Origin of the sequence: Frondihabitans sp. VKM Ac-2883 (assembly GCF_015350875.1) — a bacterium.
GTDB lineage: Bacteria > Actinomycetota > Actinomycetes > Actinomycetales > Microbacteriaceae > Frondihabitans.
On record NZ_JADKSF010000002.1, the window covers coordinates 86,475 to 108,732 of the forward strand.

A 22,258-nucleotide genomic window follows, 5' to 3' on the forward strand; every position below is an offset into this window, starting at 1 on the left:
AACAGGACAAGGTCACAGCATGAGCAGCAGCATCGGCGGCCCCGGGGCCGAAGACAACCGAACCCGCGGCAACGACGGGCAAAAGGACAGCGAGCACGGCGTGGACGACAGCGGCCGGGCCGGGCTCGCGACCGACCGCCAGTCGGTCGTGGCGAGGGAGAAGGCTGAGTTCGGCGGAATGAAGTTCGGAAGTGCTTTCTTCGGCTGGTTGACGGCCACGGGGCTCGCCGTGCTGCTGCTCGGGATCCTTTCCGGCATTGGAGTCGGCGTCGCCGCGACCAACGGCGACGCCAAGAACGCCGCCGAAGACAACGCGGCAACCACGACGATCGTGAGCGCGATCGTGCTCCTCGTCGTCGTGATCATCGCCTACTTCGCCGGCGGCTACGTCGCAGGTCGGATGGCTCGCTTCAACGGTATTCGTCAGGGCGTCGCCGTCTGGCTGTGGGCGGTCATCGTCACCGTGATCCTCGCGATCATCGGCCTCATCGCCGGTAGCCAGTTCGACGTCCTGTCAAAACTCGGAACAATCCCCTCCGGAAGCATCGACGGAAATACGACCGCCGGCGGCATCATCAGCCTGGTTCTCGTCGTGATCCTCGCCCTTGTCGGGGCTATCCTCGGTGGGCTCACTGGGATGCGGTACCACCGCAAGGTCGACAAAGTGGGTCTCGGCCTGTAACTCGGCCGAGCCACGAAACCGGTGCGGGCGGCGTCCCCTAACCGCCGCCCGCACCACCCTCCCCTCTCCGACCGACGTCCACCGACCCGACCACCGGCTTCCCGTCGATCATGACCGAAAGAGTCACTCGATGACCGACGCACAGTCCGTCCCCGATCTGCCGGGTGTCGATGACGACTCGGGTGTTCATCTCACCCGCCTCGAGGAACGCCTCAGCGTCAGCACCCTTTCGGTTCCGAAAGAACGGGTGCGGGTGAAGAAGGTCATCGTCACGGAGGAGAGAACGGTCACCGTGACCGTTCGCCGCGAGGAACTCCGCATCACTCGAGAGCCTCTAGGCGAGAACGGATACCAGGAACTGCCGAATAGCAGGGCGGAAAGTCACGACCTGGACATCGTGTTACACGAGGAACAGATCTTCATTGCGACCGAGGTCGTCCCGGTAGAACGCGTCCGGATCCGCGTGAACACTCTCGTGGACGATGTCCGGGTGACAGGGGACGTCCTCAAGGAGCGTGTAGACCTCATCACCAGTTCCTCGCGCGAACCGTGGTCGGTCGACGGTGCTCACAACTCTTGACGTCTCCCCGGTTCACTGCTCCACCGAACAAAGGCATCCATGTCTCCCTTGTCTCGTCGGTCTCGGCGCTCTCTTTTTCCGTCGTTCGTCCGCGCCCTCGACGAGATCGTGGGACACCGCGTGTACAACACCCATGTGCCCTCCCGGGTGAATAACGGCCTCTTCGCCTTGTCCAGCAGCGCGGACAAGACCGCGTTCTGGGCTGCGGTCATCCTCGGAGTCGCCCTCACTGGAGCAAAAGGCAGAGTGGCAGCCCGCCGGGGCGCTCTTACCCTCGTCGTGTCCACAACGCTGGCAAACCTCGTCGCGAAAACATTCATCCGCGCTCCCCGACCCCGACTGCGCGGCCTCACACATCGGCATCTCAACCACACTCCGACGAGCCCCTCGTTCCCGTCCGGGCACACCGCCACGGCGGCCGCTCTCGCCACTGGAGTGTGGGTTGCCGACCCCACTCGTGGGATCGCCATCACCGCCCTCGCATTAGCAGTCGGATATTCGCGACTGCACATCGGGGCGCATTGGTTCTCGGACGTGGCCACCGGAAACCTCGTCGGCCTCCTTATCGGCCTCCTCGGCGGACAGATTGTGCCTCCGAACAAATAAGACGGGCAGAACTATCAGCCCCTCGCACGCGGCGACAATCGGGGCCATCGTTTGCCTTCGTCAACCGGACGAGCCTGACATGAGCGGTGTCGCAACCGCCCACCGACTCGGTAGTTAGCGCTCGGCGCCGGGGCGGTACTGCACCGAACGGCGCTTGCCTCGGGCGCGCACCGCCAGGACGACGAGGGTCACGAAGAGCGCGACGAGGGCGATGGCCATGAGACCCGCCACGATGGCGAGGAAGACTGCGAAGACCGACATGGTCGGAGTTTATCGCAGCCTGTGAAGAGCCCATGCGGGCCGGCAGTCAAACGACCGACCGCTCACGCCGCGAGGTAGGCCTTGGCGTGGCCGAAGAGGCGCCGGAACCACGGGCCGCGCGCGGCGACGAGGCGAGCGGCGGTGCGGCGGTCGATGCGCGCGAGACCCCGGGCCAGGTCGTGGAGGTTGTTGCGCCGCGTGCCGTCCCAGTTGGCATAGAGATACGGGCCGCCGAGAGCGGGGATCGATCGAACGCGGGTGCGCGCGTAGGAGTCGGGGCCGGCGAAATAGTGCGCTTCACCTCGGGCGATCTGATCGGAGGCCGCCTCGGCGTCGATGACGCCGTCCGGTGTCACGAGGGCGGCAATGGCTCCCGAGTGATCGCGGACGACGAATTCGATGGTGAGGTCGTGCATACAGCCCTTCCGGCTCAGAACAGGGTGCGCGAAAGTCGCACAAAAGAGAGTGATCGAGGGAAGAGCGGTACGGGTCGAGCACTGAGGGCGTCTCGGCCGGAACCCTCGGTGCTTCCAGTGAGAAGTCTACGAGCCGCACCCGGGATTCTCCAGACCCCCGAAGAAGCAGTCAGGCGTTCTTTCCCGTAGCCTTCCGCCACCAGGTCGGTGCTCCAGCGGCGATGATGAGACTCGCGCCGGCCGGGTCGTCGAGGTCACCGGAGTGGAGCCACACCTCGATCGCGCCCACCGTGCCAGAGGCGGCGTAGGAGGCGATCATCGCCCGGGAGAGGTCGTCCATTTCGTCCTCGGGAAGGGGGGCGATCTCAGGGTAGAGGCGCAGCGCGACCTCGATGTTCTCCTGCAGAAAAGACGTGAGCGCCCGACGCACGGGAGCGGCACTCGATCCGCCGAGGGCTGCCTGATAGACGGATCCGAGTTCGGCGATGTGGCGGAGAAGAGCCAGCTCGGCGCTCGCCAACACGTCGACCAGTTCGGAGGGTGTCGGATACTCCTCGCCGACATGGCCCGCGAGGTAGTCGAGCAGGCGTTCCGCGAGTGCCATCGTCAACAGCTCCGAGACCGAGCCGGAATGCCGATAGAAGGTGTCACGGGTAACGCCGGCAGTCCGCGCAACCTCCGAGACGCTGACATCGTCGACCCGACCCGAGGCCGCAAGCTCGAGGACGGCCGCGAAAAGGCGGTCACGACTACGACGGGCTCGGGGATCCACGCTGACACCGTAGCCCTCCGACATCGGATGCCCCGCGACAAAGCACCGCAACCGGCAAGAGACACAGAGAAGCCGGCACGACAGAGAAGTCGAAGAGACAGAGAAGCCAAGAAGCGAGGCCGGCCGACCCGAACGGCCGGCCTCGCGACGGCACGGGTGCCATCTGCCCCACGATCCTGATCCTTACCGTGGGTGCGTCAAAAGTATCAAACAATTGTCAGCAAAACTACGCCGTCGACGGGTCGACCCCGCGAGCGCCCGACCAGCCGAGGATCAGCGCAGGCGCCTCGCCGAAGGCACGGGAGACGAGAGCAGCACGAAGGTGGCTTCGCCGACGTGCAGTACGCCATCGGCGAGGGGCTCGCACCGCATGCCACCCCTCCCCCGGAGGGCCGCGAACGCACCGGGTGCGAGCTCGTGGTCCATCCACGCGCACGGATTCGCGGGGCGACCAGCGCGGAAGGCGACCGGCCCGGATCCTGAGTCGAGGGTGAAGACGGCACCCCGCAATTGGTCGACAGCGACGCCGCGCAGCAGCACGTTGCGCCGGGTGGCGAGGGGATCGAGCGCGTCGAGGCCGAGTTCCCGGGCCGACTGGTCGAGAGCGTCCAGGTCGAACAACGTCACCGAGGCTGCCCGGTGCGCGGGCTTGCCGAAGTAGCGGTCGCCGACGATTCCGAGACCGCCGCGGATAGAAACCGAGGTACGCGACTCGCTTTCACCCGGGGCGAGGCCGAGCTCGGTCGCGGGCAGGGCACCGTCGCCGGGCCGGCCAGCATAACGGTGATGAGGTGACGCGAGCAGAGCCTCGATGGTGACCGGCGTCGGAATGCCGAGCACCGGGATCCTCGGCTCGGTCGTCTCGTGCGGCACGATCTCACGGTACGCGGGAATGGATCGCTCGGAGCACCGCTTGGGGTGAGCATGACTCAGACGCCTGATCGGCGCGGCTGGCTCGGAGTGCTGTCGGTAGCGCTCGGGTCGTTCGTGCTGGTGCTCTCCGAATTCCTTCCGATCGGGCTTCTGCCCGCGATCGCCGACGACCTCCACATCGGAATCGGCACCGCGGGCCTCGTCGTCGTGGCGACCGGGCTGACGGCGGCGGTCAGCTCGCCCGTCGTGACCGTGCTGACCTCGCGGGTCGACCGGCGCACCGTTCTCTGGTCCCTCACGGTCCTGCTGGTGATCGCCAACCTCGTCGGCGCCTTCGCCCCCACGTTCGGGCTGCTGATCGTCGCCCGCATGCTGCTGGGCATCGCCCTCGGCGGCTTCTGGGCCATCGGTGCGGGCATGGGCGCCCGACTCGTCGAAGCCCGGTCGGTGATCCAGGCCACCTCGATCATCACGGCCGGCATCTCGGTCGCCACCGTCGCCAGCCTCCCGCTCGGCGCGTTCGTCTCGAGCTTCGCCAGCTGGCGCGTCGCATTCCTGATCAGCGCCGCCCTCGCCACCCTGGCGCTGGTCGGCCAACTCGTGCTCCTGCCGTCGATTCCGGCGGTGCAGCGCGTTCGCTTCGCCACCCTCGGCGGCCTGCTGCGGGTGCCGCGCGCTCGGATTGGCCTGATCGCGACGGTCTTCGTGTTCCTCGCCCAGTTCGCCGCGTACACCTACGTCGCCCCTTACCTCGAGGATCTCGTCAAGGTCACCGCGGGCACAATCACGCTCGCCCTGCTCCTGTTCGGCGTCGCCGGAATCGCGGGCAACTTCGTCGCCGGGGCCACCCTGTCGCGCAACATGGTCGCGACGCTCACCGTCGGCAAGGTGCTTCTCGCCATGGCCATCGTGCTGCTGCCGATCCTCGCCTGGTCGGTGCCGGGCGTCTTCGTGCTGCTCGCCCTGTGGGGCTTCGTCTGGGGTGCGATGCCACTCGGCATGCAGACCTGGATGGCCACTGCCACCCCGGGCGGCTCCGAGGGCAGCCTCGCGCTTTTCGTCACGACGATCCAGCTGTCGATCGCTGCCGGATCGGTCCTCGGTGGCATCGCGGTGTCGTCGTCGGGCTACGGTCTCGACTTCACGATCGCGGCGGCGTTCGCCCTCGTCGGCGCTGTCGTTCTGCTGACACTCGGTCGAGGCGGCAGAACCGAGGATCCGGGCCCGGCCGACCCCGCAGCAGCGCCGCTCTCCGAGCCCAGGTCTGCCGAACCCGCCGTCGACGCCCTGCGCCCCCAGGCCCTGCCGGCCAGGCCCTGCCGCTCGAGCCGTTCCGCTGGGGCCCTGACGCCTACGCCTCGGACGGCCCGTACAGCTCGTCCGGGGTGGGCGGGTTCGCGCCCGCCCTCGACACCGTGATCTGCGCGCTCACGAGGGCCGTGCCGACGATTGCCTCGAGCCCCTCCTGCGCGAGACCGCCGGAGCGCACCGTGTCGACCAGGTCGTTCGACAGGATGCCGAACAGCAGGCCCGACATGAACGCGTCGCCGGCGCCGATCGTGTCGACGACGTCGACGGGCGGTGCGGCGACCGCGATCCGGGCATTCGGCGAGGCCGCGATGCAACCCTCGCCGCCGCAGGTGATCGCGACGAGCCCGGCACCGAGGCCGAGATAGCGGTCGAGCACCTCATCGAGCGTTGCGCCGGGGTGCAGCCAGGCGGCGTCTTCGTCGCTCAGCTTGACGACGTGCGAGACCTCGGCGATGCGGTCGACGTCGAGCACTGCCGCGTCTCTGTCGGGCGTGACGCTGGGGCGCGCGTTCGGGTCGAAGGAGAGGAGCACCGAGTCGTGCGCCGCGGTGAAGAGCTCCGCGACCGCATCCGCCCCGGGGTGGAGCACGGTGGCGATGGAGCCCGTGTGAACGACGGCGACCCCGGTCGGGACGGAGAGGGACCCCGGGTTCCACGAGATGTCGAAGTCGTACTTCGCCGAACGGTCGGGCTGGATCCTTGCCTTTGCCGTGGACGTCGGCTCGTCGGTGACCGAGGCGGAATCGAGCTGCACACCCGCCGAGTCGAGGTGTCGGCGCAGGGCGTTTCCGCGCTCGTCACGCCCGAGCGAGGTGCGGAACGACGTCGGCACACCGAGTCGGGCGAGCCCGAAGGCGACGTTCATCGGGCTGCCGCCCGGGTGCTCGGCGGTCGAGTCGCCGTCGACGACGATGTCGATCAACGCCTCTCCGACGACGAAGACGGACGGGAGGGCTGTCGGGGCGGTACTCATGCCCTGCACTGTAGTCGGCCCGGGATGCACGGAGCCCCCGCGACGCAGGGTCGCGGGGGCTGATCGTCTCGAGACCGAACGCCTACTTGTAGACGTTGTCGGTCAGCATCTGCTGCGCCTTCGTCGCGAACTCGCCGCGGACGAGCACCTCGTAGCGGCCCGCCTCCATCGTCTTCACCGACGAGAAGTCGCGCTGGCCGCGAGTCATGGCGTGACCGACGAAGCCGAAGAGGGCACCCCAGAGGGCACCGACGACGACGGCAGTCAGGAGCGCCGGAATGATCTGCACTCCCGGCACGAAGACCGCGAACAGCAGGCCGAGGAAGAGGCCGAACCAGAGGCCGCTCAGACCGCCGCGACTCGCCGCCTTGCCCTTCGTCAGGCGACCGGAGACGTTCTCGACCGTGCGGATGTCGTGACCCACGATCGAGACGTTCTGCACCGGGAAGCCCTCGTCGCTGAGGTAGTCGACCGCGCGCTGGGCGTCTTCGTACTTCGTGAAGGTGGCGACCACCTGCGGATAGGCGCCACCGACGAAGGCTCCGACGCCGCCGGCGGATTCAGCTGCCGATCCGGTGGACTCGGCCTGGGGCTGCTGCGGGGGAACGACGGGCTGCGTTCCGGGGGCGGCGTATTCGCCGTACTGCGGAACGGCGGGACGCTCGGTGGGAGTGTCGTCGCTGGGGCCTCGTGCGGGCCCGGTGGGGGTGGGGTCGGTCATCGGGGTCTCCTTGCAGGGGTGTGAACCACCCACTCTGGCCCGAGACCCTGAAGTCTCTCCGACAGCTGCCGAGAAACGTGCCCCTATCACTGGCGCGGAGACCGCGAAGGGGGATTTCGCCGCGATCAGATCACGTGCGACAATCCACCACGATGAGCCAGAACGACGCCGCTTCGCGATCCGACGACGCGATGCAGCGGGCCGCCTACGGGGGCCACGAACCCGACGAGGCCATCGATCTCTACTCGGGCGGCTACAACGGATCCGGGTTCTACGCCGAACCGACAGAAGGGCCCTTCTCGTTCCGCTACACAGTCGTGGGCGACGACGAGATGACGCTCCGCACGTCGTCGTTCAGCGCCTCGATGCGGGGCACCATCGAACCCGAAGACGAATACGTGGTCTCGTGGATCACCACTGGCAGAGCGGTCATGGACATCGGCGGCGACGAGGTAAAGATGTCGACCGGACGGCCGGCGATGTTTCCGACCGGCAAGCGCTACGCCTTCCACTTCAGCGACGTCAGACAGAATCTCATCCACTTCGACGCGGGCTACCTCGAACGACTCGCCGCCGAGCGGACGGGTGGAGAACAGCAGAAACTGCATTTCGACCACACGGCCCAGCTCGATCCCGGCGCACTGAAGCGGTGGCACGACGTCGTCTCGTCGGTGGCGCAGACGATGCTCGGCAGCGAGCCCGACCCTCTGCTGCGTGCCGAGGCCAAGCGATTGGCGGCTTCGGCGCTTCTCGACACGTTCCCGCACCAGGGGCCACGGGTAGCTGCCATCGCCCTGCCACCGGGTAACGCGCGCCTCGCCACGGCACTCGAATACATCCACCACCACGCCGCCAAGGCCATCACCACGTCGTCGATCGCCCAGGCGGCGGGCCTCAGCCTGCGCGGGCTCCAGCACGCCTTCAATCACCAGCTCGGCACCACACCCACCGACTACCTGCGCGGGGTCAGGCTCGATCTCGTCCGCGCCGAGTTGCTTGCCGCCTCGCCGAGCGACGCGACGGTGGGCGCAATCGCCCACCGGTGGGGCTTCGCGCACTCCGGCCGCTTCTCGTCGGCCTACGTGCAGCGGTTCGCGGAGTACCCGGCCGTGACGCTTCGGCGCTGACCGCCCCGAGGTCGGGGGCGCGGGTGGGCGCGGGTTCGCTTGGCCAAAACCCGCCGAGTCGGCATAAACCCTCACGGCCGGCCAAAACTCGCAGCCTAGGTCGCGTGCCCACGCCGACGAAGCGGGTCTGTGCCGATCATGCGGGTCTGTGCCGATCATGCGGGTCTGCGATCGCCGCGGTTACACGAGGACCAGCACCACTACCCCCACCGCGACTCCCGGTCGGCAGGCGACACCTCGGCCACCCTGCCGTACCCATCGCGAGCGGCGGCGACGATGGTGACAAGGCCGGCGAGGATCCCGAGCCCGGCAAACACGAAGATGGCGAGAGTCTCGCAGTCCAATTGATTCATGATGCGATCCAATCGCGAATCGTGCCACCGCGCCAAGGTCCAATACGTCTAAGGTGGCACCATGCTGATAGGAACGACCGCCCTGACCGGACTCCTCGGCGAGTGGCGGGTGGGCGGCCACGCGCACGCAAACCTGGCCGCGAAGCTCGAGGTTCTCCTCCTCGACGGGCGAGTCGCGTCGGGTACCCGCCTGCCCGCCGAGCGGGAGATGGCGAAGGCGTTGGGGGTCAGCCGCACCACGATCGTGTCGGCCTACCGCGTGCTCCGAGAGAAGAGCATCCTGCGAAGCATTCAGGGCTCGGGTAGCGTGCTTGAACTCCCCTCGGTGCCGCGACGTCGTGACCCGGCACCGCTCGACCTCGACCTCAGCAAAGCTGTGCCCCGTGCCTGGCACGAGCTGCCCGACCTCTCGGCGCGAGCACTGCAGCGTCTCCCGCACCACCTCAGCCACGCCGGAATCGACTTCTTCGGGCTGCCCGACCTCCGTGTCGCGATCGCCCGTCGCTACACCGAGCGCGGGGCGCCGACCTCCCCCGAGAACATCCTCGTGACACTGGGCGCCCAACACGCCATCGCTCTCGTCGCCCGCACGCTCCTCGGCCGCGGCGATCGAGTGGTCGTCGAGTCGCCGAGCTACCCGCACGCGCTCGACGCCTTCCTCGCAGCGGGGGCGCGCCTGATCGCGAGCCCGCTCGACAGCCGAGCCGAAGCATCGCTCGAGAACGGCGCCTCGACCTACGACACCGACCAACTGGTCGACACCCTGCGCGGCGCACGACCCGCTCTCGCCTACCTGATGCCCGACTTCCAGAACCCGACGGGCGCCTCACTCGACGACGACGAGCGCCTCCGCATCCTGCGCGCAGCAGCCCAGACCGGCACACCGCTGCTCATCGACGAGACGACCGCCGACCTCGACATCGACCGGCCGTTCGCCGCAACCCCGTTCGCCGCGGTTCCGCACCACGGCGCCACCGTGATCACCGTCGGGTCGCTCAGCAAGACCGTGTGGAGCGGGCTTCGCATCGGCTGGATCCGCGCCGATCGGCACCTGATCGAGCGGCTCGCGCTCGCGCGCCCGGCGGGTGACATGGGCAACGCCGTCATCGAGCAGCTGGTGGCTCAGGAGGCGATTGGCGACCTTCCTCGGATCCTCGAGTCTCGTCGCGACGAGCTCCGGCACGGCCGAGACCACGCCACGACGCTGCTGCGGTCGCTCGTGCCCGAGTGGCACGTGCCGGCGATCGACGGTGGTCTCGCGCTCTGGGTGCACCTCGGGGCACCGCTCAGCAGTGCGCTCGTGCAGGCCGGTCGGGCGCGTGGCGTGACCGTCACCGCGGGCTCGCGCTTCGGCATCGACGGTGCCTTCGAACGTCGGGTCAGGATCCCCATCACCGCCGACGAGACCACCATGACGGAGGGTCTCACCCGCCTCGCCGATGCCTGGACCGCCGTGCGATCAGGAGGCCACGCGGGCCGCAGCCTGAGTGATCCCGCGTTCGTCGCCTAGTCGAGGTGCGTACCGAGGCGGCTTAGTTCTTGCCCTTGCCCTTATCAGCGTTGCCCTTGTCGGGGTTGCCTTTGCCTGCGTTGCCAGTGTCGTTCGTTTTCTTGTCGGTGCCGGCCGCGCCGTCTTTGGAGTCGTTGGTCGCGGCGGGCTTCGGCTTGGCCACCACGCCGATCTCCGACTGGGGAGGCGCGGGGAACTGCGCCGCACCGGGATAGGCGGCATTGAGGTCGGCGATGATCGTCTTGTCCATCGTGAACTTGAGCCCGTAGCCGTACTGGCCGTTGATGTAGGTCTTGTAGAAGCCCGCGCTCCCCGAGATGTTGCCCACCCAGGTGGCCTGGGCGATCTTCGAGGTCGACGTGACGAGCCAGTTCTGCACGGCGCCGTCGGTGGTGCCGGTCTTGGCGATGATCGGAACGCCGTCGCCCGGGTTGGCGCTGGCCGCCGTTCCGCCCGGCTTGAGAACTGTCTGCAGGGCGTACGCCACGCCATCGGCCACGTCTGTTGACATGCCCTGCGTGCACTTCGTCGCCGTCGGGGGGATGCTCTTGCCGTCGGCGGCCTCGATGCGGGTGATCGAGACCGGGGTGCAGACCACGCCGTGGTTGGCGATGCCGGCGTAGGCCGTGGCCATCGTCAGCGGGGCGATGTAGTTGGTGCCCAGGATCATCGACGGCGGCGAGGTGAACGGGTTGGCGTCGGGGTCGGCCGCGTGGATGCCCATGTTGAAGGCGGTCTTCTGGATGTTGCAGAGGTCGAGCTTGCGACCCATCGCGGCGTAGGCGGTGTTGATCGACTCCTCGGTGGCGAGAAGCACCGTCATTGAGGCGGGTGCCGCCTCGGCGTTTGCGACGTTCCAGACCTCGTTGCCGAGCCCGTAGCAGGAGTTCGTGAACTCCGAGAAGGGGAGAGCGTGCTCGGTCGTGTTGACCGACTCGTTCAGCGTGTGCCCGGCCTCCAGCCAGGCGGCCAGGGTGAACGCCTTGAACGACGAACCGGTCTGGAACCCCTGAGAGCCGCCCCGATTGTGGTCGGTGTTGTAGTTGACGCTGGTCGTGCCGGCCGACGCCGAGGCCGTTTCGTCGAACTTGGTGTTCTGCACCATGGTGACGATGCGGCCCGTACCGGGCTCGACCGCGACGTTCGAGGCACCCACGTTGAGCCCCGGCACACTGGCGGGCATCGACGCGCTGACCGCGGCCTGCGCCTTCGCCTGCAGGTCGAGGTTGAGCGTCGTGTAGACCTTGAGGCCACCTTCGGTGAGCTTCTCGATGCGCTCGGCGGAGGTCTTGCCGAACGCCTTGTCGTTAAGCATCGACAGCTCGACGTACTTGCAGAAGTAGCCGGCGTCGTACTTGACCGCAGTGGCGCAGCCGTTGGCCTGCGGGGTGATGTTCGGCCTAACCGCCGTGGCGATCGCCCTGTCGCGCTGGGCGACGGTGATCTTGCCCTCTTTCTGCATGCGCGTGAGCACGTAGTCGCGGCGGTCTTTGGTCTTGGCGTAGTGGTTCGCCGAGCCGTTGTCTTTGTTCGACGGGTGGTCGATGCGGAGGTTCGACGGGTTGTTGATGATCGCGGTGAGAGTCGCCGCCTGCACGAGGCTGAGGTTCTTCGCCGGAACGCCGAAGTAGTACTCGGCCGCGGCCTGGATGCCGTAGACGGTGCCGCCGAAGCCGACGATGTTGAGGTAGCTGCGGAGGATGTCGTGCTTCGAGTACCGCTTCTGCACGCCGATGGCGTACCGCATCTCGCGGAGCTTGCGGGCCGGCGTCGTCGCCGTGACCTCCTCGTAGCACTTGGTCGCTGCCGCGACGGCCTTCTTCGACGTGCCGTCGTTCTCCTGGGCGCATCGCTGCACGAGGACGTTCTTCACGTACTGCTGAGTGATCGACGAGCCACCCTGCACCGAGTGACCGATGCTCGTCGAGAGGGCTCCGCGAATCGTGCCCTGCAGGTCGATCGCTCCCTCTTCGAAGAACCGCGGGTCTTCGGTGGCGATGGCCGATCGGGCCACCCACGGCGACATCTCGGCGAGCGAGACGTCGGTGCGGTTCTGCACGTAGAACGTCGCTAGCTTGACGTTCTTGCCGTTCTTCTTCGCGTAGATCGACGACGATTGCGCGGGCTGCGTGATCTTGAGGAAGCTCGGCAACGCGTTGAACGTGTCGGCCGCGGTCACGACCCCCTCGCCGGCGACCGCGATGGACGGCACGACGAGCAGGGCGGCCAGGAGTCCGGCCACGGTGGAGAGGCCGACGAAGCCGAGGAGGGCGCCGACGACGCGGGGTGCAGATGATCGGGTCACGCCCTAACGGTAAACGGCTCACGCCCGGATAGCGAAGAGGGCACATGTATTCGTCGGGAAATAGTCCTCGAGAGGTAGCCGCTCGACGGATCAGCCGAGGTACGACATCACGTGCTTCACACGGGTGTAATCCTCGAAGCCGTACGACGAGAGATCCTTGCCGTAGCCGGAGTGCTTGAAGCCCCCGTGCGGCATCTCGGCAACGATGGGTATGTGCGTGTTGATCCATACGCAGCCGAAATCGAGCCGCTTGGAGCAGCGCATTGCGGTGGCGTGGTCGGTGGTCCAGACGCTCGACGCCAGGCCGTAGTGCACGTCGTTGGCATAGCGCAGCGCCTCTGCCTCGTCGGTGAACTTCTGCACGGTGACCACGGGGCCGAAGATCTCGTTCTGTACGGCCTCATCGCGCTGGGTGAGGCCCGAGACGACGGTCGCCTCGTGCAGGTAGCCGATCGAGCCGACGCGGGATCCTCCGGTCTCGATGACGGCCGTCTCGGGCAGACGCTCGAGGAACCCCTGCACCTGCTCGAGCTGCGCCCGGTTGTTGACCGGGCCGAAGAAAGCCGAAGGATCCGACGGCGCACCCACGCGGGCATGGTCACGCGCGCGCTCGGCCAGCGCCTTCACAAACTCGTCGTGGATGCCTGCCTGAACGAGCACTCTCGTCGCCGCCGTGCAGTCCTGGCCGGCGTTGAAGAACCCCGCCGCGACGATGCCCTCCACCGCCGCGGGAATGTCGGCGTCGTCGAACACGATCACCGGGGCCTTACCGCCGAGCTCGAGGTGCACCCGCTTGAGATCCTTGGACGCGGCTTCTGCAACGGCCATGCCCGCCCGCACAGAGCCGGTGATGGAGACGAGCTGCGGGATCCTGTGGTCGATCATCGCCGCGCCGGTCGACCGGTCGCCCGTGATGACGTTGAGCACACCCGGCGGCAGGAACTCGGCCGCGACCTCGGCGAGCAGAAGCGTCGAGAGCGGGGTGGTGTCGCTCGGCTTAAGCACCGTGGTGTTGCCCGCGGCGAGCGCGGGCGCGAACTTCCAGACCGCCATGTTGAGCGGGTAGTTCCAGGGCGTGACCTGGCCGACGACGCCGATCGGCTCGCGGCGGATGAACGACGTGTGGTCTTTCAGGTACTCGCCGGCACTCATACCCGACAAGTGGCGCGCCTCGCCCGCGAAGAACCGGATCTGGTCGACCGACATCAGGATCTCGTCGTCGACGAGAGTCGCGCGCGGCTTGCCGGTGTCGCGCGACTCGAGGTCGGCGAACTCCTCGGCGCGGGCCTCGATGGCGTCGGCGATCCGGAACAGCGCGAGCTGCCGCTCGGCGGGAGTCGTCTCGCCCCAGGTCTCGAATGCCCGCGCCGCCGCCTGGTAGGCGCGATCTACCGATTCAGGATCCGAGACGGGCGATGACCCGTAGACCTCTTCCGTCGCCGGGTCGATCAGGTCGAAGGTGGTCTCGCCGGTCGCCTCGACGTACTCGCCGTCGATGAAGTTCTGGAGCGGTGTCGTCATGCGCCGACAGTAGCGCCGGCGCTGGCTCGCGCTCGAACGACGTTTCGGCAGGGTCGCCGCCGGAATGCTGCGCCGGCCTGCGAGCTACTCGGCCGACGGCGGCCGACGCTGCTGCTTCGTCTCCGACCGCGCGCCCTTCGCCGCCAGCCGCCGGCGATCAGAGCCTCGGGTGCGTTTCGTCGCACGTCGGCTCGGCCCCTCGGGCGCGAGGCCGGCAGCTACGAGTTCGGCGAGCTTGAGAAGGGCGCTCTCGCGGTTGCGCAGTTGCGACCGCTGCTCAGATGCCGACACGGTCAGCGCTCCCCCGACGAGACGACGGCTGAGCCGCGCACGCACGAGTGACTTCTGCTGCTCGCTCAGCACGGCCGACTCTGCGGGGCTCCATGAGAGCTGCACCCGGCTGTCAGATGTGTTGACGTGCTGGCCGCCCGGCCCCGACGACCGCGAGAATCGCCACACGAGTTCCCCAGCGGGAATCGTGAGCGCGGGCGACACCTCGAGATCCATGCGCCAAGCGTTACACGCCGGCTAGCGGGTCGGCGGGTGTTCTTGAGAGTCGGCGGGTGCTGGAGCACCCGCCGACACCTGAGAACACCCGCCCACTTGCGGGCGACACCCGCCCACTCGCGGGCAACACCCGCCCACCCGCGGGCGCAAGCGTCAGCGGCCCGCGGCGTAGGCCTGAGCGCCCCGGGGGTTCGCGGCAGCCCCGACGACTCCGGTCTCCGGGTCGCGACTGACGCTCGAGAGGCGGCCGAGCTTCCAGTCGCCGGCCCGGGTGACCACGTGGCCCCGCGCAGTAAGCCCGTCGATCACGTCGTCTCCCAGGGCGTCTTCGACCACGACGCCCCCGGGCTCCCAGGTACGCGGCCAGAACGAGCCGGGGAAGGCCGTGGTGTGGAGGGCCGGAGCGTCGGTTGCCTGCTGCGGCGAGTAGCCGCCGACGATGGTGCGCAGCAGGTAGAGCAGCTGCCACTGGTCTTGCTGGTCGCCGCCGGGTGAGCCGAGCGCGACGATCGGCTGGCCGTCCTGGAAGACCAGCGTCGGCGTCAGGGTGGTGCGCGGACGGCGGCCCGGCGTCAGCGTCGATGCGGTGCCCTCCTCCAGCCAGGTCATCTGCAGACGGCTGCCGAGACAGAAGCCGAGCTCCGGAATCGTCGGCGACGACTGCAGCCAGCCGCCCGACGGAGTGGCCGAGACCATGTTGCCCCAGCGGTCGACAACGTCGATGTGGCAGGTGTCGCCACGGGTGTCGCCCGTCGGGGCTGTAGCGAGATCGCCGAATGTCGGCTCGCCGACGCCAGCGAACCTCACACCGGCGAATCCCGAACCGTCCGCGACGGCGGGAGGCTGGTAGCCGGTGCGGATCGGAGGCATCTCGGAGCCTCCGCCACCGACCCGGCCGGGGCGCACCTCGAGGGACGCCGTTTCGCCGATGAGCTGCCTTCTGGTCGTCGCGTACTCCTCCGACAGCAGAGCATCGAGGGGGACGTCGTGATCGCCGTAGTAGGCCTCGCGATCGGCCATGGCCAGTTTCAGCGCCTCGATGATCGTGTGGGCCCCGGCTGCCGTCTGCGGATCGAGCAGCTCGTCGGCGAGCGGCTCGAGCATGGCCAACACCTGCAGAAGGGCCGGCCCCTGGCCCCAGGCCTTGGTCTTCGCGATCGTCACGCCGCGGAACGAGAGGGTCGCCGCCTCCTCGAACGACGCCCGGAAGTCTTCGAGATCGGACGCGCGGATGACGCCCGCGTGGTCTGTTCCCGACGAGTGGCGGTGCGGTGTCCGCACGAAGCGGTCGATGGCCTGTGCCACCTGACCCTCGGCCCACTCTGTGCGGGCCAGCGCGATGCGGTCCTCTCGGGTGACGCCCTCGGATCCTGCGCTGATGAGGTTCTCCAAGACGGCCGCGTACGCGTCGTTGACGATCAGCTCACCCGGTGCCGGGAGGCGGCCCCCGGGCATCCAGTGGTCGGCGGAGGTCGGCCAGTGCTCCCGGAAGAGATCGGCGACGGTAGCGATCGTCGTGGCGACGCGGGCGGTGAGCGGGTGGCCGTCGCGGGCATAGCCGATCGCGTACGAGAGCACGTCGCTGAGCTCCCAGGTGCCGTGCTCCTGCAGCAGCAGCAGCCAGGCATCGACGGCAGCGGGGACGGTGGCGGCGAGTGCGCCCGACCCGGGGACGAGCTCTAGACCCTCGGATCGGTAGTGCTCGACAGTCGCACCGGCGGGCGCGGGGCCCTGCCCCATGAGCACGACAGGAGTCGAGGGGTCAGCTGCAGTCGCGAATAGTGCGACCAGGTCGCCACCCGGCCCGTTGAGGTGCGGTTCCACCACATGGAGCACGAAAGCACCCGCGACGGCGGCATCGAAGGCGTTCCCGCCCCGCTCGAGGACGGCCTGGGCCGAAGCCGTGGCAAGCCAGTGCGTCGACGACGTCATGCCGAAGGTGCCCTTGAGGTCGGGCCTCGTCGTGAAGTCGCTCGGGGCGGTGTAGACCATGGTGCTCGTCTCCTCTCGATCGCCCGCGCCGCGATCCGCGACACGGTCAGCCCTCGACGCTACCCCCGGCGAGAGTGCCCTCGACGAGTCCGACACTCACCTCGACCGAGCGGGTGACGAGCTGGCTGCGCTCCTCTTCGGTCAGGTAGCCGACGAGCCCGTAGACCGTCGTGCTGTCGATGAGAGCGAAGAACTGACGAGCGGCAAGAGGCGCATTCGTCACGTGGAAGTCGCCGCTGGCGTTGCCGGCGTCGAGGATCGAAACCGCCAACTCCTGCCACGTGGTCATGCACTCGCGCGCGGCCACGGCCACGAAGTCGTTGTGGCGGCCGATGCTCCAGGCATCGGCCCAGATCGTCTTCGACAGGCTGTGGTCGGTCGCGAGCAGGGCGGACACGAGGATCCGCAGCGCCTCCAGCGGGGTCGACGCTGCGGCTGCTACCTCCCGGATCCGCCCCAGCTCGCTCAGCGCGAGGTCGGAGAAAGTGCGGGCGGCGAGTGCGTGCATCGAGGGTTCTTCTGCGGCGATGACCCCGGGCGACAGGCTCGATACGGACGCCATTCGGCGTAGCGTGATCGCTGTCAGGCCTGACGACAGGGCGATCGTGCGCGCGGCCTCGTCGATGGTCGCGCGGGCATCGGGCAGCGCGGGCGCAGAAGATCCGGGCGAAGTCATCCCCCCAGATTAGGGGACGAGGCGTTCTACGCCAGTCCCCCGTCTGGGCCGGACGGGCCTTCGGGCGCTGAGATCGCGATAGTGGTCGGGTCCTCCCGACCACGAGCCCGATCTCGCCGCGCGAGTCACCAGCGGATGAGCTCGAAGTCGCGGCGCAGCCGGGCGCCACGCTCTGGATGCAGCTGCGACACCCACGCGATCCGGCCGAGCAGCTGCTGCCGGAATGCCGCATGCCCCTCGCGGTTCTGCCCCTGCGGCCCGTGGGTGACGCAGTTGTGGACGACCGCCCTGAGTCGGTCGTACTCGCGACGCCCGGGAGCAGTGGTGGCGTTGACCACGATGCCGGTGACGGTCTGACGGGTGCCGGCCCGTCGGATCCTCGTCTTCGGAGCATTGATCGTGTGACCCGAGTCGACGACGATCGCCGTGGCCCCGCGAACGAACTCCCGCACCGTCGAGGCCAGTGAGGCGTCGCCCGAGAACGCGAGGTCGTCGGCGTAGCGCGTGTAGGTGGCACCGAAGGCGTCGGCCCAGCCGGCGAGCCGCGAGTCGAGGCGCTGCAGGCTCAGGTTGGCGAGGGCAGGCGACGAGGGCGCACCCTGCGGCAGGTGCGGCATCGACAGCGCCTGACGCAGGGCGAACCGCGCCGAGGCCGAGCCGCCCTCGGGCATGGCGCGCAGCACCCTCGGCGGAACCGAGTGCGTGCAGACGCCGGTGAGCAGGTGGGCGACCGTCTCGGGAAGGCCGGCCCGCCGGAAGAGTCCGTAGATCTGCTTCGCGGTGACCGACGCGAAGAACGAGACGAGGTCGAGCCCGATCACGACGTCGCGGCCGGTGTGCGCGGCTGCTCCGGTGATCGCGCTGCGGCCCTCGACGAAGCCGTGCGCCGCGTCGTGCAGCGGCATCGGCGCGAGCAGCTCGTCGAGGATGATCCGCTGCATCGTCCGCAGCCGGTCGAGCGGAACCTCGAGCAGACGAGGCACCCGCCCCGGGCGAACACGCCACTCGTAGCGGTAGTGGTGCAGCGGCCCTTCTTCGGCGAGACGGTTCCAGCCCTGGGTGTCGGCAAACCACTCCAGGCGCCCCACGGTCACGCCGAGCAGACGCGCGAGGTCGACGACGCCGTCGACGCGCGGGCCCGGCCCCACCGCGCGGGTGGGAGCGATGGCGCGGCTGCGGATCCTGACCGGCGTTCGCCGCGTGCCTCGCCGGAACGACGCCGCAAAGCCCGGCAGGTCGGCGATCAGGTGAGCGAGCAGGCGGGGTGAGTCTGGCAGGGGGCGAGGCAAGGACTCGAGGATCCCGCCCACCGCCACCCGAACGAACGCCCGACGCGACCCGACGACGCTCGACCCGGCCGCCAGCAGGCTCGGCGCCGACCACTCCGGCGCCGCGTGGAATGCATCGGCCAGCGCGCGGGCGACCTCGGCGAGCGTGGCGCCGCGCGGCTCGTGCGCGATGTCTGCGTTGGCGTCGTGCTGCGAACGGCCTCCGAACGACTCATCCGCCGGTGCGGGAGGCTGAGCGCGCGAAGCGCGCTGAGTCTCTCGCGGTGTCGTGTTCTCGTCGATCTTCGTCCCCCGGGGTAGCCCCGGAGAGGGCGGCACAGCTCGTGTGCCGCCCGCCTCGCCCGGAGGCCGTTGCATGCCGCTCACAGTAGAAGTCGCGCCGCCGCACCGCAACCGGGGCCCGCCCGAATTTGAAGGAGAAACACGGGCGGGCGGCCCCCGATCCGCATGAAGTGGTTGCCGAGCGGCGGTTTCTCCTTCAAATTTGCACGGGCACGCAGCTACAGCGCCGAAAGCACCAGCCTCAGCGCACGCGCCTCAGGACGCAGCGCGAACTCGGGCCACACGTCGACACCGCAGGCGCGGGAGCCGAGGCCGTTCTGCGCCGCATCCACGTACAGGTGCGTGCCGGTCGACGTCGGGAGCTCGTGCGGGTGAGCGGCGGCCGCGATCTCCTCGGCGGTGTGCCGTGAGAGCGTGAAGCCCGGACGGCGCCCGGCCTCGTCGGCGAGCGCCGCGACCCTCAGCCAGGGCGAGCCGGCAGCGGCGAGGTCGAGCGATCGGAACGCCGAGCGGTGACCGGTCTCTTGCGGACGCGCGTACTGGGCGGACAGCTCGTCGATCCCGGCTGCGAACCGGCCCACCCGGGCGGCGCGCATGCTGTCCGGGTACGACTCTCCCGGACCGGTGCCGAACCACGACGCTTCGTCGACCGCCCCAGGAAGATCCAGGCGCATACCGATGCGCGGCAGGATCAGATCCCACCGCGACGAGAACGCGATCGCCACGCTCAGCAGCACATCGTCGCCGGAGGGCTCCCACGTCGTCTCGACGCTGACCGAATGGCGCGACGCCGCCGCGGCATAGCGCGCGAGCTGCCGCACCGAGGTGCCGTCCGATTCAGAACGCAGGATCCGCCGGGTCATCCGATCGAGACCGGCCGCCTCCCACAGGAGCCCCAGTGCGAACCCGGGCTCGCCGGTGCCAAAGTTCGGCGTCACCCCGGCAGAGTCGTACTGTCCGGCGTGCGAGAGGGAGTCGTTGTCGGTGGGTGCGCGGAACAGCGCGAGGGTCGGATCGGCGACCGGCCGACCGGCGAGCTCGACGAGCTGGCCGCCCTCGAAGACGGCGGGGCCGACGCGGTGCACGCCCGCGGGAAGGGCCTCAAGCGAGCGCGCGGCACGGCTGCCGAACGTCGACCGGAGCGGCCTGGCCGACCGAAGCGGCGTCAGATCGTGCTGCCCGGCCGCGACGACGTGCCCGGCGGGAGCCCACACGGCGTCGGCCGACGTGACGGCCTCGACGGTGAGCCAGGTCTCGCCGTCGGCGCCCACGTCGACCGTCGGCAGCGGCACAGCGACCGACGACCCCGCGGCAATGCTCGGCACCTCGAGGGCGCCCGAAGCGACCTCGACCCCGTCGACCTCGGCGCGCCAGACGAAGCGGACATCGTCGGAGGGGCGCGAGTGGCGGTGGTTCGAGATGGTGAGGCCGGATCCTTCGCCCTCGACCGAGAACGCGAATCGGAACGGCGCGACGACCGCCGCGTACTCGTGGAGCCCCGGGGTGGGGGTCTCGTCGGAGAGGATCATGCCGTCCATCACAAAGTTGCCGTCGTGCACCACCTCGCCGAAGTCGCCGCCGTAACCAAAGAAATCCGTGCCATCGGCCGTGCGAGTGCGGATGCCGTGGTCGCGCCACTCCCAGACGAAGCCGCCGTGCAGGCGCGGGTACCGGTCGACGAGGTCTTCGTACTGGTCGATCGCTCCGGGCCCGTTGCCCATCGCGTGCACGTACTCGCAGAGGAGGAACGGGCGCTGGCGGAGACGAGCCGACTCGGCCGCGGTCGCCCCCTGGATGAGCTCGGTGGTGTCGCTGCCGATCGACTCCGTCTCGGGAATCGACGAGTACATGCGCGAATAGACGTCGGTGTACGAGCCGGTGCGGTCACCCTCGTAGTGCACCGGACGCTCGGGGTCGCGGTCGTGCACCCAGGCGCTCATGGCGGCGAGGTTCGAGCCGGTGCCCGCTTCATTACCGAGCGACCAGATGACGATGCTCGCGTGGTTCTTGTCACGCTCGACCGTGCGCTCCATGCGGTCGACGTAGACGTCGCGCCAGCGCGGGTCGTCGCTCGGGTTGTCGACCCAGGCGTCGGCCGGGCGATCCCACCAGCCCTCGAGCCCGTTCTGTGACGCTCCGCGCTCGAATCCGTGCGTCTCGAGATCGCACTCGAGCACGACCCAGAGGCCGAGCTCGTCACACAGGTCGAGCAGGCGCGGGTGCGGCGGGTAGTGGCTCGTGCGGATCGCGTTGACGTTGAAGCGCTTCATCCGCGCCAGATCGTCGCGGGCGTGCTGCTCGTCGAACACGCGCCCACGGTCGGGGTGCGACTCGTGCCGGTTCATGCCGTGGAACACGAGGCGACGGTCGTTGACCAGCAGCAGATCGCCGTCGATGCGGACCGTGCGGAAGCCGACACGCTGGGTCACCGTCTCGCCGACGCTCGTCACGGTCGCCTCGTACAGGCCCGGCGACTCGGCCGACCAGGGCTCGGCGCCCTCGACGCGCAGCGGGCCAACCTCGGCCGAGCTCGCCCAGGTCACGTCGACGCCCAGCTCGGCGATCGTGAGCCGCACCGGGAACGCCGACTCGTCGGCACGGATCTCAGGATCCAGCGACCCGCCATCGCGCTCCGACCATCCGGTGCGCAGCCACACGTCGTCCAGCCCGCCCACCGGCCGCGCCACCACCGTGACCTCGCGGAAGATGCCCGGCAGCCACCACTGATCCTGATCCTCGACGTAGCTCGCGGCCGACCACTGGTGCACCCGCACGGCGAGCGTGTTCCGGCCCGGGCGCAGCACGCCGGTCACGTCGAACTCCTGCGCCAGGCGACTGCCCGCGCCCGTGCCGATCTCGACACCGTTCAGCCACACCTTGTAGGTCGACTCGACGCCGTCGAAACGAAGGAGGTGCGTGGCGGCGGCGGTCCAGGCGTCGGCGCCGTCAGCACTGCCGTCGGCAGCTCCCCCGGGCTGGCCGCCGGGCTGGCCGCCGGGGATCTCGAAGTCGCGGCGGTAGTCGCCGGTGGGGTTCGCGTCGGGCACGAACGGAGGGTCGACCGGGAACGGGAACTGCACGTTCGTGTAGATCGGCGACCCGTAGCGACCGTCGTGCCCGAGCACCCAGTGCGAGGGCACGGCCATCGACTCCCAGTCGTCGACGCTCGTGTCGGGATCGACGAACGCCGTGTCTCCGGCAGCGTGCGGAAGAAGCCGGAATGCCCACTCACCCGACAGATCGAGACTCGGCGCGTCTGTGTGCAGCCACGACCGTGCCGCAGCTCGGCGACCGGTGCCGGGCGTGATGGCGGTGACGTAGTCGGGGGTGCTGCTCATCGGTGGATCTCCTTCGATCGGGGGCAATGTTTACGCTAACATGCCTGCGGCCGTGGGGCCGATTGCCGCCGCGTGCCAGGTGCCGAGTGCCGCCAAATGCCGCGGCCCGCCGTCTTGCCACGGCATTAGGCGGCACTCACGGCCTTGCGTCACTCGGTCGCGC

General features: G+C 68.9%; 20 protein-coding genes. 6 read left to right on the plus strand and 14 right to left on the minus strand.

The genetic code is table 11. The features are described from left to right. Positions 1–19 precede the first annotated feature (19 nt). The 3 genes from ITJ49_RS03925 (at position 20) to ITJ49_RS03935 (ending at position 1,868) form a co-directional block, all read left to right on the plus strand. On the plus strand, positions 20–682 hold the full coding sequence (locus ITJ49_RS03925; RefSeq protein ID WP_228514044.1) for a hypothetical protein: 663 nt from the start codon (positions 20–22) through the stop codon (positions 680–682). Between the two features lie 130 nt (positions 683–812). After that, positions 813–1,262: a YsnF/AvaK domain-containing protein gene (locus tag ITJ49_RS03930; RefSeq protein WP_194601673.1), complete on the plus strand. Its 450-nt coding sequence runs from the start codon at positions 813–815 to the stop codon at positions 1,260–1,262. A gap of 39 nt (positions 1,263–1,301) precedes the next feature. Then, positions 1,302–1,868: a phosphatase PAP2 family protein gene (locus ITJ49_RS03935; RefSeq protein WP_194601677.1), complete on the plus strand. Its 567-nt coding sequence runs from the start codon at positions 1,302–1,304 to the stop codon at positions 1,866–1,868. 114 nt (positions 1,869–1,982) lie between these two features. Here the strand turns inward: ITJ49_RS03935 and ITJ49_RS03940 are convergent, their stop codons facing one another. From ITJ49_RS03940 to ITJ49_RS03955, 4 genes are all read right to left on the minus strand, one after another. Continuing rightward, positions 1,983–2,129 carry a hypothetical protein gene (locus ITJ49_RS03940; protein ID WP_157510058.1) on the minus strand — a complete coding sequence of 49 codons (147 nt, stop codon included), beginning with the start codon at positions 2,127–2,129 and terminating at the stop codon, positions 1,983–1,985. Positions 2,130–2,191: 62 nt separating this feature from the next. Further along, entirely contained in the window at positions 2,192–2,545 is a 354-nt protein-coding gene (locus ITJ49_RS03945) for a hypothetical protein (RefSeq protein ID WP_194601682.1), read from the minus strand. Positions 2,546–2,714: 169 nt separating this feature from the next. Further along, positions 2,715–3,317, minus strand: coding sequence for a TetR/AcrR family transcriptional regulator (locus ITJ49_RS03950; protein WP_194601685.1), 603 nt, complete (start codon positions 3,315–3,317; stop codon positions 2,715–2,717). A gap of 273 nt (positions 3,318–3,590) precedes the next feature. Next, a complete protein-coding gene (locus tag ITJ49_RS03955; protein ID WP_370544360.1) occupies positions 3,591–4,190 on the minus strand; it encodes a molybdenum cofactor biosysynthesis protein in 600 nt (199 codons plus the stop codon). Positions 4,191–4,241: 51 nt separating this feature from the next. Between ITJ49_RS03955 and ITJ49_RS03960 the strand changes: the two genes are divergently transcribed. Further along, positions 4,242–5,609, plus strand: coding sequence for an MFS transporter (locus tag ITJ49_RS03960; protein WP_194601688.1), 1,368 nt, complete (start codon positions 4,242–4,244; stop codon positions 5,607–5,609). Here the strand turns inward: ITJ49_RS03960 and ITJ49_RS03965 are convergent. Together ITJ49_RS03965 and ITJ49_RS03970 are read right to left on the minus strand one after the other, a co-directional pair. Continuing rightward, positions 5,542–6,474 (minus strand): carbohydrate kinase, encoded by a 933-nt coding sequence (locus ITJ49_RS03965; RefSeq protein ID WP_194601692.1) that lies wholly within the window; start codon positions 6,472–6,474, stop codon positions 5,542–5,544. The genes ITJ49_RS03960 and ITJ49_RS03965 overlap by 68 nt on opposite strands. Before the next feature lie 82 nt (positions 6,475–6,556). After that, the gene (locus tag ITJ49_RS03970; RefSeq protein WP_228514046.1) at positions 6,557–7,195 is read right to left on the minus strand and encodes a general stress protein; all 639 of its coding nucleotides are present in this window, start codon (positions 7,193–7,195) and stop codon (positions 6,557–6,559) included. Positions 7,196–7,347: 152 nt separating this feature from the next. On the opposite strand from ITJ49_RS03970, the gene ITJ49_RS03975 reads away from it, so the two are divergent. Further along, complete coding sequence (locus tag ITJ49_RS03975; protein ID WP_194601695.1) at positions 7,348–8,322, plus strand: helix-turn-helix transcriptional regulator; 975 nt, start codon at positions 7,348–7,350, stop codon at positions 8,320–8,322. A 200-nt stretch (positions 8,323–8,522) separates the two neighbouring features. On the opposite strand, the gene ITJ49_RS03980 is transcribed toward ITJ49_RS03975, so the two are convergent. Beyond that, positions 8,523–8,675 (minus strand): hypothetical protein, encoded by a 153-nt coding sequence (locus tag ITJ49_RS03980; protein WP_194601698.1) that lies wholly within the window; start codon positions 8,673–8,675, stop codon positions 8,523–8,525. Positions 8,676–8,736: 61 nt separating this feature from the next. Here ITJ49_RS03980 and ITJ49_RS03985 point away from each other — a divergent pair, with 61 nt between their 5' ends. Next, entirely contained in the window at positions 8,737–10,185 is a 1,449-nt protein-coding gene (locus tag ITJ49_RS03985; RefSeq protein WP_194601701.1) for a PLP-dependent aminotransferase family protein, read from the plus strand. A gap of 22 nt (positions 10,186–10,207) precedes the next feature. Here ITJ49_RS03985 and ITJ49_RS03990 read toward each other — a convergent pair whose 3' ends face one another. The 7 genes from ITJ49_RS03990 to ITJ49_RS04020 all read right to left on the minus strand — a co-directional run bounded on the left by ITJ49_RS03990 (position 10,208) and on the right by ITJ49_RS04020 (position 22,095). Next, complete coding sequence (locus ITJ49_RS03990; protein WP_194601704.1) at positions 10,208–12,490, minus strand: transglycosylase domain-containing protein; 2,283 nt, start codon at positions 12,488–12,490, stop codon at positions 10,208–10,210. Positions 12,491–12,580: 90 nt separating this feature from the next. Further along, positions 12,581–14,011, minus strand: a complete 1,431-nt coding sequence (locus ITJ49_RS03995; RefSeq protein ID WP_194601707.1) for a gamma-aminobutyraldehyde dehydrogenase — start codon at positions 14,009–14,011, stop codon at positions 12,581–12,583. Positions 14,012–14,095: 84 nt separating this feature from the next. After that, positions 14,096–14,518 (minus strand): alternative ribosome rescue aminoacyl-tRNA hydrolase ArfB, encoded by a 423-nt coding sequence (gene arfB, locus ITJ49_RS04000; RefSeq protein ID WP_194601710.1) that lies wholly within the window; start codon positions 14,516–14,518, stop codon positions 14,096–14,098. 153 nt (positions 14,519–14,671) lie between these two features. Further along, entirely contained in the window at positions 14,672–16,510 is a 1,839-nt protein-coding gene (locus tag ITJ49_RS04005; RefSeq protein ID WP_194601713.1) for a gamma-glutamyltransferase family protein, read from the minus strand. Between the two features lie 46 nt (positions 16,511–16,556). After that, complete coding sequence (locus tag ITJ49_RS04010) at positions 16,557–17,186, minus strand: TetR/AcrR family transcriptional regulator C-terminal domain-containing protein (RefSeq protein ID WP_194601716.1); 630 nt, start codon at positions 17,184–17,186, stop codon at positions 16,557–16,559. Between the two features lie 125 nt (positions 17,187–17,311). Continuing rightward, positions 17,312–18,832, minus strand: a complete 1,521-nt coding sequence (locus ITJ49_RS04015; RefSeq protein WP_194601719.1) for a reverse transcriptase family protein — start codon at positions 18,830–18,832, stop codon at positions 17,312–17,314. Between the two features lie 143 nt (positions 18,833–18,975). Beyond that, positions 18,976–22,095, minus strand: a complete 3,120-nt coding sequence (locus tag ITJ49_RS04020; RefSeq protein WP_194601722.1) for a glycoside hydrolase family 2 TIM barrel-domain containing protein — start codon at positions 22,093–22,095, stop codon at positions 18,976–18,978. Between the last annotated feature and the right edge of the window lie 163 nt (positions 22,096–22,258).